The sequence below is a fragment of the Enterobacter sp. TMH.L2 genome (assembly GCF_050847315.1).
Classification (GTDB): domain Bacteria; phylum Pseudomonadota; class Gammaproteobacteria; order Enterobacterales; family Enterobacteriaceae; genus Cedecea.
In genome coordinates this window covers 1,083,963-1,099,960 of the sequence record NZ_CP193791.1, presented here as the reverse complement: position 1 = coordinate 1,099,960, position 15,998 = coordinate 1,083,963, and the positions used below count along the sequence as shown (strand labels likewise).

At 56.4% G+C, this 15,998-nt stretch carries 14 protein-coding genes; 2 read left to right on the top strand and 12 right to left on the bottom strand.

Features of this window, described 5'->3' with window-relative positions; genetic code table 11:
- Positions 1-7 precede the first annotated feature (7 nt).
- The gene (locus ACREYP_RS05340) at positions 8-4,975 is read right to left on the bottom strand and encodes an alpha-2-macroglobulin family protein (protein WP_498881178.1); all 4,968 of its coding nucleotides are present in this window, start codon (positions 4,973-4,975) and stop codon (positions 8-10) included.
- Positions 4,976-5,214: 239 nt separating this feature from the next.
- Between ACREYP_RS05340 and sseA the strand changes: the two genes are divergently transcribed.
- Positions 5,215-6,063, top strand: a complete 849-nt coding sequence (gene sseA, locus ACREYP_RS05335) for a 3-mercaptopyruvate sulfurtransferase (RefSeq protein WP_336819131.1) — start codon at positions 5,215-5,217, stop codon at positions 6,061-6,063.
- A 50-nt stretch (positions 6,064-6,113) separates the two neighbouring features.
- Here sseA and sseB read toward each other — a convergent pair whose 3' ends face one another.
- The 11 genes from sseB to trmJ form a co-directional block, all read right to left on the bottom strand.
- Positions 6,114-6,890, bottom strand: a complete 777-nt coding sequence (gene sseB, locus ACREYP_RS05330) for an enhanced serine sensitivity protein SseB (protein ID WP_336819130.1) — start codon at positions 6,888-6,890, stop codon at positions 6,114-6,116.
- 211 nt (positions 6,891-7,101) lie between these two features.
- Positions 7,102-8,388 carry an aminopeptidase PepB gene (gene pepB / locus ACREYP_RS05325; RefSeq protein WP_336819129.1) on the bottom strand — a complete coding sequence of 429 codons (1,287 nt, stop codon included), beginning with the start codon at positions 8,386-8,388 and terminating at the stop codon, positions 7,102-7,104.
- A 66-nt stretch (positions 8,389-8,454) separates the two neighbouring features.
- On the bottom strand, positions 8,455-8,655 hold the full coding sequence (iscX, locus tag ACREYP_RS05320) for a Fe-S cluster assembly protein IscX (protein WP_016537752.1): 201 nt from the start codon (positions 8,653-8,655) through the stop codon (positions 8,455-8,457).
- A gap of 11 nt (positions 8,656-8,666) precedes the next feature.
- Entirely contained in the window at positions 8,667-9,002 is a 336-nt protein-coding gene (fdx, locus tag ACREYP_RS05315; protein WP_008459424.1) for an ISC system 2Fe-2S type ferredoxin, read from the bottom strand.
- Between the two features lies 1 nt (position 9,003).
- Positions 9,004-10,854, bottom strand: coding sequence for a Fe-S protein assembly chaperone HscA (gene hscA, locus ACREYP_RS05310; protein ID WP_336819128.1), 1,851 nt, complete (start codon positions 10,852-10,854; stop codon positions 9,004-9,006).
- A 35-nt stretch (positions 10,855-10,889) separates the two neighbouring features.
- Complete coding sequence (hscB, locus tag ACREYP_RS05305) at positions 10,890-11,405, bottom strand: co-chaperone HscB (RefSeq protein ID WP_336819127.1); 516 nt, start codon at positions 11,403-11,405, stop codon at positions 10,890-10,892.
- An 84-nt stretch (positions 11,406-11,489) separates the two neighbouring features.
- Positions 11,490-11,813: an iron-sulfur cluster assembly protein IscA gene (iscA, locus tag ACREYP_RS05300; RefSeq protein WP_008459427.1), complete on the bottom strand. Its 324-nt coding sequence runs from the start codon at positions 11,811-11,813 to the stop codon at positions 11,490-11,492.
- Positions 11,814-11,888: 75 nt separating this feature from the next.
- On the bottom strand, positions 11,889-12,275 hold the full coding sequence (iscU, locus tag ACREYP_RS05295) for a Fe-S cluster assembly scaffold IscU (RefSeq protein WP_008459428.1): 387 nt from the start codon (positions 12,273-12,275) through the stop codon (positions 11,889-11,891).
- 42 nt (positions 12,276-12,317) lie between these two features.
- A complete protein-coding gene (gene iscS / locus ACREYP_RS05290; protein ID WP_008459429.1) occupies positions 12,318-13,532 on the bottom strand; it encodes a cysteine desulfurase in 1,215 nt (404 codons plus the stop codon).
- A gap of 115 nt (positions 13,533-13,647) precedes the next feature.
- The gene (gene iscR / locus ACREYP_RS05285) at positions 13,648-14,136 is read right to left on the bottom strand and encodes a Fe-S cluster assembly transcriptional regulator IscR (protein ID WP_008459430.1); all 489 of its coding nucleotides are present in this window, start codon (positions 14,134-14,136) and stop codon (positions 13,648-13,650) included.
- A 129-nt stretch (positions 14,137-14,265) separates the two neighbouring features.
- The gene (gene trmJ / locus ACREYP_RS05280; RefSeq protein ID WP_008459431.1) at positions 14,266-15,003 is read right to left on the bottom strand and encodes a tRNA (cytosine(32)/uridine(32)-2'-O)-methyltransferase TrmJ; all 738 of its coding nucleotides are present in this window, start codon (positions 15,001-15,003) and stop codon (positions 14,266-14,268) included.
- A gap of 119 nt (positions 15,004-15,122) precedes the next feature.
- Here trmJ and suhB point away from each other — a divergent pair, with 119 nt between their 5' ends.
- Positions 15,123-15,929 (top strand): inositol-1-monophosphatase, encoded by an 807-nt coding sequence (suhB, locus tag ACREYP_RS05275; protein ID WP_085938908.1) that lies wholly within the window; start codon positions 15,123-15,125, stop codon positions 15,927-15,929.
- The last annotated feature ends 69 nt before the right edge of the window (positions 15,930-15,998 follow it).

Sequence of the window (15,998 nt, the reverse complement as noted above, 5' to 3'; positions counted from 1 at the left end):
GTTCTGCTTACGGCACAACGGTCAACGTGCCGGTACTGCTACCGGTTGCCCGCCACTGCGGAACGTACATGGATTCCACCTGCGGTACGGGCACGGTGTAGCTTCCCGGCGTAACGGCTCGGGCCAGGTAAATAAGCGTCGCATGCTGGCCTTCATTAAGCGGCAATGCGGCCACAAAGCGGTCATCCCTGAACTCCATATGCTGAATGTCCTGCTGCTGCATTTGGTTCAGCAGAGTCTGTACTTCACTCGCGCTGTCCCCCAAGCTGGCGCTGCTGTTAGCCAGATTCTGGTTTTCCAGCTCCAGCCCGGCCGGCAGTAAATCGACGACCAGCGCATCAGGCACGTTCTTGTCTGCCCAAACGTCCAGCCAGACCATAACCAGCTCACCGCTTTTCAGTGAAGAAAGCGGCCGGGTGTTGCCTTTCGCATCAAGGAAGTGGCGTTCAATATGCAGCACATTGCTGTAGGGAGCCGGTGCCTGCTGCGGATATCCCGCGCTGTCGAGGCGTAAATAGAGGCTGCTCATCCCGGTGTTGGTCACCTGCAGATCAGAAAGCTGCTGCGCGCTCAGATTGCGCGTTACCGACTGGCTGGATGCCAGTGGTTGTGCACCAAGCGAGGTCTGCGCCTGCCAGTCGCCTTTCACGTTTTGCAGACCGTGACCGGCAATAAACAACGCATTGGTTTCCTGAGTGGATAACCAACGCTGGCTCCAGGCCAAATCAGACAGCTCAAGCAGTAGCTGGTTTTGGGCGTCGGGTAGCAGCTTATTCTCTTCCAGCAGGCTCAGCATCATCGCTTTATCCCGCAGTTCGCTGCCGTAATCCGCCATCCAGATCTGTTTATCACTGCGCTGAGTTTTCAGCCCCAAAGCAATCGCCTGTTGGCTGCGAGGTTCATCCCCCATGAGTTTCAGGGCCACGCCCAACTGCACGAGAGGCAGCCCGGCACGAGTCTGCTCGCGGCGCTGCCAAAGCTCTCGCAATGCCCCAAGGGGCGCTTTTTGCTGGCGAGCCAGCACCAGCCCGGCATAGGTCTGTACCGCAAAGCGGCTGGCCGGAGCGTCATCACTGTAGCGTAAGGCAATCAAGCCCGGATCCTGCAGATAGCGCAGCAGGCGCTGATTGGCCTTGCTGAGTGCATCCGCATTGACGCTGTAACCCTGTTCGCCAGCTCGCACCAGGAAGTCGGTCACGTAGGCCGTCAGCCAGTATTCTTCCGGCCCTGCTTTATCCCACAGTCCAAAAGCGCCATTGTCACTTTGCATCTCAAGCAGGCGGGCAATCCCTACATCAATGGCGTTCCGGCGCTGCTGGTCGGTAATACCTTTGATACCCAGCGCATTAAGTTCAGCTTCATTGGTGTACAGAGACGGGAACAGACCGCTGGTCGTTTGCTCAAGGCAGCCATACGGATAGGCTTTTAGCTCACGAATGTAACGCGCCAGGTTCAGTGGCGGACGCCCACTCAGCAGCAGCTGCCCTTCCAGGGTAGATTCAGCAATGCCGGACAGATGCTTAGGCGGAAGCGTCCATGTCTCTCCCGGTTTAACCACGGCACCGCTGTTCACCGTCTGCGCAGGGAATGCAGGACGAACGGCGATTTTCCACTGTTTGATTGGGTCAGCCAGCGTTTCACCCGGCAGTGCGAGGCCGTTAATCACTGCTTTGATTTCACCGTCACCGAAACCTTCCAGCGCACGTACGGGAATGAACAGCGTGCCGCGAGCACCAGGCGCCAGCTTCACGTCCATCGTCGACGCGCCATTGAGCGCTAACAGCCCCTGAGCGCTGAGTACCACGCTAAGCTGCTGGGGCCTGTCCGTCAGGTTAGTAAGATCCAGCGCGAGGCGGCTGGTATCGCCACTCGCCATAAACCTCGGCGCGGCCAGTTCGCTCACTAGCGGCGCGGCAACCGTGACTTTTTCTTCGCTATTACCAAAGCGATCGTCGGTCCAGGCCTGCGCCATAACCCGCAACTCGCCGTTGAAATCACCAATCGGCAGCGTCACCGTTCCTTCGCCGTTTTCATCCAGCGCAACCGGTTGGGCTTGCTGAGCGATGATAGTGACATGATTCACCGGCTTTTTACCGCCGCGACTAAGCTCATCGCCTTCATCGCCGTCACCGCCGAAGCGCAAAGCAGCCAGTCGCCCTTCGCCTTCAATCACCTGACCGTAAATGTCATAGATATCTGCCCCATAGCGCTTGCGTCCAAAGAAGGCGTCCCACGGATCCGGTGTTTTGTAATCGGTGATATTCAGCACACCGCTGTCCACGGCGGACAGCAGCACGTTAATCTGCTTCGGCACTTCGCCATTTTTCACGCTGGCCTTCACCTTCACGGTCAGGTTTTGGTTAGGCCGCATTTTGGCTGGATTTTGCAACGTCAGATCGAGACGGCGGCTCTCGTCTCCTAGCGGCAGATGAAGGATCCCGACCGCGCGCTTAGGCGTGGCGGAACGCGCCTTGTCTCCGGGGCGAATAACAACGGTGCTTAAGTAAAGATCGTGCCGCTGCCAGCGCTTATCCACCGGAATGGCAAGATCCATGCCGCCTGCCGGAACATCAATTTCTTTCCACCACAGTGGGCCGTCACTGGATTCCACCAGCGCATAGCCTTTACCTGCGGCAGGCGCGGCAATATGCAGATTGATGGTATCGCCAGCTTTGTAAGACGGTTTATCTATTTTTAGCGTCACCCTGTCCGGGCGCACCGCCCCCGTGCCATCGCTGTTATCCTGCCAGCTGTAACCGGCCCAGAAGCGCAGGCTACTGACAAGGTTGCTCTCAGGATCTCGAACTTCCAGGCGGTACGAGCCCCACTCTACCGGGAAGGCAACTTTGCCGGTTTCTCCGGCAGCCAGCGTCAACTTCTGCTCGGCTTCCACCAGATCTTTTTGATCGTACTGAGACCGCCAGCCTTCACTTTCTTCCCAGCTCCAGTAGTAGTCCCGGCGCTCACGAATCAGGCGCACGTCCAGATCGCTTACCGCCAGCTTTTCCCCCTGCGCATCGGCATACACAATGTCGAAACCTGCGCTGCTGTCTTCATCGACGATGGGCTGAGTGCGGGTAGTGTCGGTCCGGTAGTCATAAACCTCTTTGCTGGCAAATTGAGGGCGGATCCCAGGCATTGCCTGAGCTGGCCAGATAGCCTGCTCAACGCGGCGTGTCACCGGGCGACCGCCGGACTCCAGCAGGCTAGCCTGCAAAATAAGGCGCAGAGGAGAATGCACGTCCCCCCACTGGCTTTCCGCGCTGACGGTCGTGTGCCCTTGTTCATCCAGCGTTAGCTCAACGGCATCCAGGCTACGGGAAAGGTTTTGCTCATTGATATCGCCGAACTGGAACCCAGGCAGCTTTGCAACGGCATCACGTAAAGGGCGCAGGAATAGCTGCCCCTGAAGGCTGTTACCCGCGGCTGGCGCACCGTAGAGATAGCGCCCGGTAACGTCGAAATTGACGGTATCTTCAGGCGCTATCGGCGCGCTCTGCGCCGTGAGATTCAGCGCCATACGCTCCGGCATGAAGTCTTCAACTTTAAATGTCCAGATACGCGGCTGGTTATCCCCGGTGTTGACCCGCATTTGCCAGTTACCGGTTGCCGCGCTTTCACTCAGAGGCCAGGTAAATTGATAAAGTCCGTTGGCAGATTGCCACACTTCGGTGCGGGTAACCTGGCCGTCCGGTTTTACGACCTCAAGCTTCACCGGCTGCGGCGGGAGCGGTTTGCCATCCCCATCCCTGAGCAAGGCATTCACGATGACAGACTCTCCGGGGCGATAGAGATCTCTTGGGCCAAACATGAAGAACTGTTTGCTGTAGCCTTGCTCACCGGCAATATCAAACTCCGCCAGATCCAGCGCCGGGCGGCTGAGATCGAGCAGCGTGGTTTGCTCACCATTGCGCGCCAGCAGCAGCGTGCCTTTGTTCAGCTTCTCAAGCGTGGCATGCCCGTCACTATCACTTTTCGTTTGCCCTACCGTTTGGCCTTTTTCGTTCAACAGCGCAATCTCCACACCCGACTGCGCGGCACCGTTCTCCAGGCTTTGAGTAAAGACGTCAATTCTGTCGTGGTAGCGATGCACCGAAACACCAACATCACTCAGCGTGAACAGGGTTGCAGCATTGCTGTAGGCGTAATGCCCGGCCTGGCTCATGATAGCGAGATAGACGCCGGGCTGCTGGAGAGGTTTGATATCACCCAGCGGCAGCATTAGCTTCTCACGGGTATTTCGCGCAGGATTTAGGTCAAAACGCCCGGTGTAAACCAAGTCAGCCAGCTTCAGCAGATTGTCAGATTCCCAGTTTGAAACCGAGTTACGGTACTGCCACTGGCTGACAAACGAGCTTAGGGAGCTGCCTTTAATGCGATAAAAGTTAACGTCAACGTTATCGACGTTAAGCGCCATCACCGGCAACCCCGCAATCACTTTAGTCGGCAGCAAGGAGCCCCGGCTGGCAAAGCCAACGCTCGGCTGAATATCACGCGTGGCAATTTGCTTTTCAAAGCCATCTTCGAACGTCGCTTTATTGAGCGCGAGCAGCCCGCTGTCTACGGTCACAATCAGCGTGCGTTTGGGCTCCAGATGCCGCAGACGAAGTTCTTTTAGGTCGCTGGAAAGCTCCCAGGCACCGTCCACTTTGCCGCTGGTTTTATCCACGAGATGGGCAACTTTATTGAAGTCCTGATTGGGGTCGAGCGGAATCGAGAAGGTCAGCACTAACGTACTGGCACCGTCCAGCTGAACTTCAGAGGCATCGAGCAGCTTCAGCGGCTTCCCCGCAGACTGCTGAGCCAGTTTTTCCAGTTGAGCTGCATCCGGTTTAGTTTCAGCCTTACTGTTTTGTTCCGCTGCTGCAGAGGCGGTAGGCTGAACGGTTTGCTGATTGTTTTTATCGTCACAGCCGGAAAGCGCAAGCAGGCCGCAAACCAGTACGGCAAGGCTCGTCAAACGTAGTGCATTCATTCTTTCATCCCTGGCCAATAAGGGCCGCCAAACATTACGTAGAGCAAGTATTATGCGGATTAGCCAGAAAAGCGAAAGTCGGAATACTCTGCCTTGCGCGAAGCCTCGCAGGTGGCAGTAAATTTGCGGGTGTATTCATTAAGTTTTACGAAGTATCTCGTGGTGTCGGGCAAGGCCGCTTGCCGGGTTATAGAAAAACACCGACAATCCATTTTTCTTTGATGAACCGGAGGCTCATTGTGTCCACCTCTTTCTTCGTCGCGAGCGACTGGCTCGCAGAACATATTAACGATGACGATATCCAGATTTTAGATGCCCGCATGGCACCAGCAGGCCAGGAAGCACTTCGCGATATGCCTGCGGAGTACCGTGCCGGGCATCTGCCAGGTGCGGCCTATTTCGACATCGAAGCGCTCTCCGATCACACAAGCCCTCTTCCCCATATGATGCCACGTGCAGAAGCGTTTGCCGTGGCTATGCGCGAGCTTGGCGTTAGCAGTGACAAACATCTGGTGGTTTACGACGAAGGCAACCTGTTCTCCGCGCCTCGCGCCTGGTGGATGCTGCGCACCTTCGGCGTCGAGAGAGTGTCCATTCTGGCCGGTGGGCTGGCGGAGTGGCAGCGTGAAGCATTGCCGCTGGAACAAGGGGACGTGGAGCTGCCGGAAGGTGAGTTCGAGGTTAACTTCGACCCACTGGTGATCAAGCGCCTGACGGACGTGCTGCTGGTCAGTCACGAAGGCACTGCGCAGATTGTGGATGCCCGCCCTGCTCCGCGTTTCAACGCGTTGGCCGATGAGCCACGCCCGGGCCTGAAACGCGGCCATATTCCAGGGGCGCTTAACGTGCCGTGGGTGGACCTGGTAGAAAACGGTCAACTGAAGACTACGGACAAACTGAGCGAGATCTTCGAACGCCAGGGCGTGAGCTTTGAGCGGCCAATTATTGCCAGCTGTGGTTCAGGCGTTACCGCCGCCGTTGTGGTGCTGGCGCTTACCACGCTGGGCGTGAACGGCGTGTCGCTTTACGATGGTTCGTGGAGTGAATGGGGTGCTCGCCCAGACCTGCCCGTTGAGCCTGCGCAATAAATACAAAAAGGGAGGCACTGCGCCTCCCTTAGAATATGTATAACCGGCCGTTAAATAATGCGGTTTTGCTTGAAGTCGCGCAGGAAGCTGCCCCAACGGCGTTCATAGAACGGCGTGATGTGGGCAATCATAAAGTGGCTGATACCCTTCTCGCCTTCAACAACCTGGCAGATATCAACCGGCTCATCGCCCGGCAACGTATCGGTGGCTACGCTTCCGGCCTGACGAATAATCGCCTCGATGTCGCCGTCGGCCTCAATGCCAATCAGCAGGTTTGGCTCTTCGTCCGCCTGTTCTTTGATGGAGCAGATAAACGCACGTTTGATCGTTTTCAGGTTTTTAAACAACGTGGTCAGAGAGTCAACCATCTGCGCTGGCGGTTCAGCAACTTCGGAAAGCAGCAGTGAAGTACCGCCCTCCAGCACTTCCTGCTGGCTCAGTGGATCGCTTTCCGCGCTGACCAGATGGCTGATTTCATTTGGCGTAAATTCTTTGCCTGTCGGCAGTTTGGCGTTGAGGAACAGCGCTTCACCCAGCGTCATTTCAAATAAAGTGCGCACGGGCATTACCACAAACGCCTGCTCGTGACTGACCGCTTCCTGCAAAGCTTCCAGGGAGGTGAAGAAAGGGATCACCGAAGTGCCGTCTTCTTTTTCCCAGTGCTGCAGTTCAACCGCGCTATCGGCGTCAATCGCTTCACCTTCTGCCGCATTGCCCGGCACCCAAACGGTGGATTCCAGCAGGGTACGGAAAAATGCCGGGCGATGCGCCGGCTCGGTTGCCGCCTGCTCAAGCAGGGTTTCTAATTCGTTCTTTGTTTCTGACATTGTGATTCCGGGATAACGCTTAAGGGGTTTACCCTCACCCTAACCCTCTCCCTGGTAGGGAGAGGGAACAGTTCAGAGTCTCTCTTCCTGAAAGGGAGAGGAGAACCACTCAAAGTGTCTCCCCTTCCAGAGAGAGACTGTCGGTGTTGACTCCCTCCGAACTTTTTTCTCCCTCTCCCCTATGGGGAGAGGGCCGGGGTGAGGGGCAATATTACTTCGCTAACAGCAGATTGGCGATCGCACGCACGCCGAGACCGGTCGCACCAGCAGACCACTGCTCAACGGCACCTTTACGGTAAGTCGCAGAACAGTCAACGTGCAGCCAGCCTTCGTAGTAGTTTTCCACAAAGTGAGACAGGAAACCTGCCGCCGTGCTCGCTCCCGCAGGGTAAGAGGCGTTCGCGGTATTGTTCAATTCGGCGAAGTTAGACGGCAGCTGGCTGCGGTGGAATTCAGCCAACGGCAGGCGCCAGAACGGCTCGTTTTCTTCCGCCGCGCTTGCCAGCAGGCGGGCAGCCAGCTTGTCATCAAAGCTGAACAGCGCATGGTAGTCGTTACCCAGGGCCGTTTTTGCTGCCCCTGTCAGGGTCGCGCAGTCGATGATCAGCTCTGGTTTCTGTGCTGCGGCGTCAATCAGGCCATCAGCCAGCACCAGTCGCCCTTCGGCATCGGTGTTCATCACTTCAACGGTTTTGCCGTTGCGGTAGGTGATGATGTCACCCAGCTTCATGGCGTTGCCGCTGATCATGTTATCCGCACAGCAAAGGAACAGCTTAACGCGCTTGTTCAGGCCACGAGTGATGGCCAGAGCCAGTGCGCCAGTGATAGTCGCGGCGCCACCCATATCGGATTTCATGGAATCCATAAACGCGGTCTGCTTGATGCTGTAGCCGCCGGAGTCAAAGGTAATGCCCTTCCCGACCAGGCTCGCATAAACCGGTGCATCCGGATTGCCGGTTGGGTTGTAGTCCAGCGCCAGCAGCACAGGGGCACGGTCTGAGCCACGGCCAACGGTGTGGATACCGGCATAGTTCTGCTCACGCAGGTCTTCGCCCTTGGTGATGCGGTAAGACACGTGGTCGCAGGCGACATCGCACAGCAGATCTACCGCGCGGGAAGCAAGCTGCTCAGGGCCAAGCTCTTCGGCCGGGGTGTTGATGGTATGGCGAACCCAGTCGATCACTTTCAGGCGGTTATCCAGCTCTTTCTGCTCGGTTTCGCTCAGCACCGCCCAGTCAATTTTGCGGGTGCCTTTTGGGGCACGATAGCCCTGCCAGAAAGCCCAGCTTTTCTCAACGTCCCAGCCTTCACCAGCCAGCTGGACGTGCTTCAGCCCCTGGCCGTCAATTTTGCGCGCCGCGCGCTGGATCAGACCGAGATCATCTTTGCCGGTCAGGTGTAGGGTAATGCCGTCATTGTTAATGCTATACGTCGCCTTTTCGCCCCAGCGTGCGTCCGCTGGCTGCGTGGAAAGGGTGATTTTCATGGCTTCAGTCATTTTCCAATCCTTCATTATTCAGCACAGGCAAAATGCAAAAACGGGCCGCCCAAGGCAGCCCGTGTATCATTCAGCTTCATCTAACCAGACAAGTAAAATCGCTTCCAGTACTTTCTCGTTAGAAGCGTTCGGATCGTCATCAAACTCTTCCAGCTCGCAGATCCACTGGTGCATATCGGTGAAACGCACCGTCTTAGGATCGAGATCCGGACGGCTGTCGTACAGCGCCTCGCCGATTTCGCGGCTGTCGGTCCATTTCAGTCCCATGGCGACTCCCGTTAGTGTTCGCGTGCGTGGTTAATGGTGTAACGCGGCATCTCAACCACCAGGTCTTCGTCGCTGACGCGAGCCTGGCAGCTCAGGCGGCTTTCCGGCTCCAGACCCCATGCTTTATCCAGCATGTCGTCTTCGTCTTCGGTGCTTTCCGCGAGGGAATCAAAACCTTCACGCACTACGCAGTGGCAGGTGGTGCAGGCGCAGGACTTCTCACAGGCGTGTTCAATCTCAATGCCGTTGCGCAGCGCAACGTCGAGAATGGTTTCACCTTGCTTCGCTTCCAGAACTGCGCCATCCGGACACAGGTCCTGATGAGGCAGAAAAACAATCTTTGGCATATTAAACCTCGTCCACAGAATGGCCGGTCAGCGCTTTACGGATCGATTGATCCATACGACGTGCGGCGAATTCCTGGGTTTGCTTGTCTACGTTTTTGATTTCATTTTGAATAGCGTCGGCATCTTCGCCTGCGGCAGCAGCGCTTAACGCGGCCATCGCGGCATCAATGTCGGCACGCTCTGCGGCGCTTAGCAGCGCGGCATCCGCCGTCAACGCGCTGGTCAAACTTTCCAGCACGCGGGCAGCTTCGACTTTTTGCTCGGCCAGCATGCGTGCCTGCACGTCATGCTCGGCGTAACTCATGGAATCCTGAATCATACTGGCAATTTCGCCATCGCTCAGGCCATAAGAAGGTTTCACCTGGATTGAAGATTCAACGCCGGTGGATTTTTCCATCGCCGTCACGCTCAGCAGGCCATCGGCATCGACCTGGAAGGTGACGCGAATGTGGGCTCCGCCCGCGGACATTGCCGGAATGCCACGCAGGGTAAAACGCGCCAATGAACGGCAGTCCTGAACGAGTTCACGCTCGCCCTGCAGCACGTGGATAGCCATCGCTGTCTGGCCGTCTTTGAAGGTGGTGAATTCCTGCGCGCGGGCCACCGGGATGGTGGTGTTACGCGGGATAACCTTCTCGACCAGGCCGCCCATCGTTTCCAGGCCAAGGGACAACGGAATCACATCCAGCAACAGCATTTCACTGTCCGGCTTGTTGCCCACCAGAATATCGGCCTGAATGGCCGCGCCGATGGCAACAACTTTATCCGGGTCGATAGAGGTTAACGGCATGCGGCCAAAGAACTCGCCTACGCGCTCACGTACCAACGGTACGCGGGTTGAGCCGCCGACCATCACCACTTCCAGTACATCTTCTGCTTCCACGCCCGCGTCTTTCAACGCGCGACGGCAGGACAGCAGCGTCCGTTTAACCAGAGAAGAGATAAGCTCGTTGAACTGCTCGCGGGTGACTTCGCCCTGCCAGCCAGCCACTTCTACACTAGCGGTGGCGGCATCGCTAAGCGCGATTTTGGCGGCGATGGCGGCGTCCAGAAGCTGGCGCTGCACGCGGTCGTCGCTACGGTCGGCAATCCCGGCCTGCTCACGCAGCCAGTCGGCCAGAAGATGGTCGAAGTCATCGCCGCCCAGCGCGGAATCACCGCCGGTAGCCAGCACTTCAAACACACCGCGGCTCAGGCGCAGGATGGAGATGTCAAACGTCCCACCGCCCAGATCGTAAACGGCAATAACGCCTTCTTTACCGGAATCCAGGCCGTAGGCAATCGCCGCGGCGGTAGGTTCGTTCAGCAAACGAAGAACGTGCAGCCCGGCAAGGCGAGCAGCGTCTTTGGTGCCCTGGCGCTGCGCATCGTCAAAATAGGCTGGCACCGTGATCACCACGCCATCCAGTTCCCCTTCCAGGGTTTCACTGGCTCGTGCGGAGAGCGATTTCAGGATGTCGGCAGAGATGCGTACCGGGTTCAGCAGGCCAGCAGGCGTTTCAATCATCGGCAGGCCGTTTTCACTGGCCTGCAGGCGATACGGAAGATGAGGATAACGCGTCAGGATGTCCGCCAGAGAGCGGCCCATCATACGTTTTACCGAGCTAATGGTATTCGCGGGATCCTGCGCGGCAAGCGCGCGAGCGTCAAAACCAACGATATGCTCTTGCTGCTGATAATGCACCACGGAAGGCAGCAGGTGGCGGCCTTCATGGTCGGCTAGGGTTTCGGCCTGGCCGCTGCGAACGGTAGCCACCAGCGAGTTGGTGGTGCCAAGGTCGATGCCCGCAGCCAGCCTGCGCTGGTGCGGCGCTGCCATCATGCCAGGCTCACTAATTTGTAATAAGGCCATGTATCGCTTCCAAAAATCGGGCCTGAGTTCAGGCGTTAAAAGTCGAGCAGCTTTTCTTCTAGTTGTTCAATTTGGCTCTGCAATTTATCGAGGAAACGCAGCTTGCGCACAGTGTCCGCCGCCTGTTCCCACTGCTGGTCATCCAGCTGCTGCACCATCTGCGCGCTGCGGTTTTTCACCATCGTTTTTACGCGCGAGGCAAAGCTTTCAAGCTTGTCGCTGTCTTTCGCCTGCTCGATATCGTCCAGCTCTTCACGCAGCTCCAGCTGTTCCATCAGGAACGCGGTGTCGCGCACGGTATGCTGTTCATTCGCGAGGTCGAAACCGTTCAGTGACAGGATGTATTCGGCGCGGGCAAGCGGGTCACGCAGCGTCTGCCAGGCCTGGTTGATAGTGGCGGACTGGCTCACGGCCAGAAGCTGTTCTGCCTGAGGGCGGCTGGCGTATTTGTCCGGGTGGAACTGACGCTGCAGCTCCTGGTAACGGCTGGCCAGTTGCTCGGTGTTCAGGGTGTAGCCTGGCGTCAGCCCAAACAGGGTAAAATAATCCATAACAGACTCGGGTTCAGGTCAGGTAAGTGCTGTGTGGTAAAGCAAAATCCCCACGGGCCAGAGCCAGTGGGGAATTGCGCGGGATCAGACGTGGAAGCTTTCGCCGCAGCCACACTCATCCTTCACGTTTGGGTTAGTGAACTTAAACCCTTCGTTAAGGCCTTCTTTGACGAAGTCGAGCTCGGTCCCGTTTAAGAATTGCAGGCTTTTACCATCGACAACCACCTTCACGCCTTTGTCCTCGAACACGGTGTCATCCGCCATCGGTGCATCAACAAATTCGAGAACATAAGCCATCCCAGAGCAGCCTGATGTGCGCACACCCAGACGCAAACCAAACCCTTTACCGCGGTTGGTCAGGAAGGCACTTACACGGGCAGCGGCGCTGTCGCTAAGGGTAATCGACATACAACAACCTCAATAAAAATTTTAACTCGTCATACTTCGAGCCGCTGCCGGGCAGCAAGCTCGAATGCGTTAGAGTTATTTTGTTTCACGTTTGCTTTTGTAATCCGCGATGGCCGCTTTGATAGCGTCTTCAGCCAGGATTGAGCAGTGAATTTTCACCGGCGGCAGTTCGAGTTCGTCTGCGATGTCGGTGTTTTTGATCGCCTGCGCTTCGTCCAGGGACTTGCCCTTCACCCACTCGGTCACCAGCGAGCTGGACGCAATCGCCGAACCGCAGCCGTAGGTTTTGAAACGCGCGTCTTCAATGATACCGTCATTGTTGACTTTAATCTGCAACTTCATCACGTCGCCACAGGCCGGTGCACCCACCATGCCAGAACCTACGCTGTCGTCGCTGTTGTCAAAAGAGCCAACGTTGCGTGGGTTTTCGTAGTGATCAATTACTTTTTCGCTGTAAGCCATTTTTACTTCTCCAGAATCTGAAATCGACGTCCTGACGAACGATCAGTGATGAGCCCATTCGATGGAATTAAGATCCACGCCCTGTTTGAACATTTCCCACAGCGGAGAAAGGTCGCGCAGACGGCCAATGGATTTACGTACCAGCTCGATGGTGTAATCGATCTCTTCTTCAGTGGTGAAACGACCCAGAGAGAAACGGATAGAGCTGTGTGCCAGTTCATCGCTCATCCCCAGCGCACGCAGCACGTAGGATGGCTCGAGGCTAGCGGAAGTACAGGCTGAGCCCGAAGAGACCGCGAGGTCTTTCAGCGCCATGATCAGCGACTCGCCTTCAACGTAGTTAAAGCTGACGTTGAGGATGTTTGGCGCGCCATGCTCCAGGTCACCGTTCAGGTAAACTTCTTCCATATCTTTCACGCCGTTCCACAGACGGTTACGCAGCGTGCGCAGACGGGCCATTTCGGTCTCCATCTCTTCTTTTGCGATACGGTAAGCTTCACCCATGCCGACGATCTGATGCACAGGCAGCGTACCGGAACGCATGCCGCGCTCGTGACCCCCGCCGTGAATCTGCGCTTCGATACGGATACGCGGTTTGCGACGCACGTACAGCGCACCGATCCCTTTCGGCCCGTAAATTTTGTGGCCGGAGAAGGACATCAGGTCAACTTTCAGCTGGCTCAGATCGATAGGCAGTTTGCCCACGCTCTGGGTAGCATCAACGTGGAAGATAATGCCACGGGAACGGCACATTTCGCCGATAGCCGCGATATCCTGCACCACGCCGATTTCGTTGTTAACGTGCATGATGGACACCAGAATAGTGTCTTCACGCATAGCGGCTTCCAGCTGCTTCAGGTCAACGATACCGTTGCTCTGCGGCGCCAGATAAGTCACTTCAAACCCTTCACGCTCAAGCTGGCGACAGGTGTCCAGCACGGCTTTGTGTTCGGTTTTGGCGGTGATGATGTGCTTGCCTTTCTTCTGATAGAAGTTAGCCGCACCTTTGATAGCCAGGTTGTCTGACTCGGTTGCGCCGGAGGTGAAGACGATTTCACGCGGGTCTGCGCCAACCAGTTCAGCGATTTGGTTACGGGCAATATCAACGGCTTCTTCAGCCTGCCAGCCAAAACGGTGGGAACGAGAGGCCGGGTTACCGAAGGTGCCGTCCATCGTTAAAAACTGCATCATCTTCTCAGCAACACGCGGGTCTACCGGCGTGGTTGCGGAGTAGTCGAGGTAAATCGGTAATTTCATTGCTCTTAAGCTCCGTACATCACTTCAATGCGAAGAATCAGGCTTAAAATATGTTGCCGTTATAGACAGGGAGCACCGCTCCCTCAACCTGATTCTAAAATTCTTGTTCTTCTGCTTATGCGCGCAGTTTGACGTCAATAGCGTCTTGAGAACGGGTGCTGCGATGATTTTCACTATGTTGACGATCGGACACGTCCAGCACTTCCTGGTTGTTAACCAGTTCACCCAGGGTGATGTTATTCAGGAAGCCGGTCAGGCGATCGCTCAAGTCGCGCCACAGCGCGTGAGTCAGGCACTTATCGCCGCCCTGGCAGCCGCCTTTACCCTGGCAACGGGTGGCGTCTACGGACTCATCAACGGCGCTAATCACTTCGCCTACGGCGATGCTGCTCGCGTCTTTACCTAACAGATAACCACCGCCAGGACCGCGCACGCTGGCCACCAGGCCATTTTTACGCAGGCGGGAGAACAGCTGCTCCAGGTAGGAGAGTGAAATACCCTGACGTTCAGAAATATCAGCCAACGGAACCGGGCCCGATTCAGAGTTCAGCGCAACGTCAAGCATCGCGGTTACGGCGTAGCGCCCTTTTGATGTCAGTCTCATGTCTTACTTAACCTCAAATAGCCCCTCGAGCCGGGGGTTTTTAAAAGTGTGATTGTCACATAGCAGGACGCAAGTCTGACATTCCTGAGTAAAATGGTCAACTATTTAACCTACCATTTTACTCAAGTATTATTGGCCCGATTTTTTTGGGTTTTCCAGCGACGCCAGCATGCCGCGCAGGATGTTTAATTCCTGACTTTCCGGGCGTGCACGGGTAAACAGACGGCGCAGTCGGCTCATCACCTGGCCCGGATGGGTTGGGCGAATGAAACCGCTTTCCTGCAGCGCTTTTTCGAGATGCACGTAGAAACGCTCTAAGTCATCCACCAGCGGATAAGGGGCGTCTTCCTCTTCTTTAGCCGCTTCCGGCTGCTCTTGCGTGGCGAGCCAGGCAATACGCACTTCATAGGCGAGGATCTGAACCGCCATCGCGAGGTTAAGGGAGCTGTATTCCGGGTTCGCCTGAATGGCAACGTGATAATGGCATTTTTGCAGCTCCTCGTTGGTCAGGCCCACGCGTTCGCGGCCAAAGACGATTGCCACTGGCGCATGCTGCGCTTCGCTGATGCTTTTTAAACCGCATTCGCGCGGGTCCAGCATCGGCCACGGCAGAGTGCGGGAGCGCGCGCTGGTGCCGACCACCAGGCTGCATCCTGCCAGCGCTTCATCAAGCGTATCGACGATCTGAGCATCGCCAATAACATCACTGGCGCCAGCAGCCAGGGCGATGGCCTGGGAGTCCGGTTTGACCAGCGGATTGACCAGCCACAGGTTAGTTAAGCCCATGGTTTTCATAGCACGAGCCACGGAGCCCATGTTGCCGGTATGCGAGGTTTCGACCAGCACGATTCGTACGTTTTGCAGCATTGTCATTCATAGCCTGGGAAGAATATCGCAATATCTTATCATAACCCTGGGACATATTCCGAACGCTCTGCTATACTCCGCCGCGATTTCCGTTCTTTAACATCCAGCGAGAGAGACCGATGCAACATCCAATGTTGACCATCGCCGTGCGTGCTGCGCGCAAGGCGGGTAATGTAATTGCCAAACACTACGAAACACCAGACTCCGTAGAAAGCAGTCAGAAAGGCAGCAATGACTTTGTGACTAACGTCGATAAAGCTGCAGAAGCGATTATTATCGACACAATCCGCAAATCTTACCCGCAGCACACCATCATCACCGAAGAAAGCGGTGAACATGCAGGCGAAGATCAGGACGTGCAATGGGTTATCGATCCGCTGGATGGCACCACCAACTTCATCAAACGTCTGCCACATTTCTCCGTTTCTATCGCTGTTCGTATCAAAGGCCGCACTGAAGTTGCCGTTGTTTACGATCCAATGCGTAACGAACTGTTCACCGCGACCCGTGGCCAGGGCGCCCAGCTTAACGGCTACCGCCTGCGCGGCAGCAACGCACGCGACCTGGACGGCACCGTTCTGGCGACCGGCTTCCCGTTCAAAGTGAAGCAGCACGCGACTCCTTACATCAACATCGTTGGTAAACTGTTCACCCAGTGTGCAGACTTCCGCCGCACCGGTTCCGCTGCGCTGGACCTGGCCTACGTTGCCGCTGGCCGCGTGGACGGTTTCTTCGAGATTGGCCTGAAGCCATGGGATTTCGCCGCAGGTGAACTGCTGGCTCGTGAATCCGGCAGCATCGTGTGTGATTTCACCGGCGGCCATAACTACCTGACGACCGGGAACATCGTCGCCGGTAACCCGCGCGTTGTGAAAGCCATGCTGGCTACCATGCGTGAAGAACTGAGTGAAGCGCTGAAGCGCTAAGCTTTTTTGCCTGATCTTCAATAAAGAAGAGGCAAAAACAAAAATCCCCTCAGCTTTACGGCGAGGGGA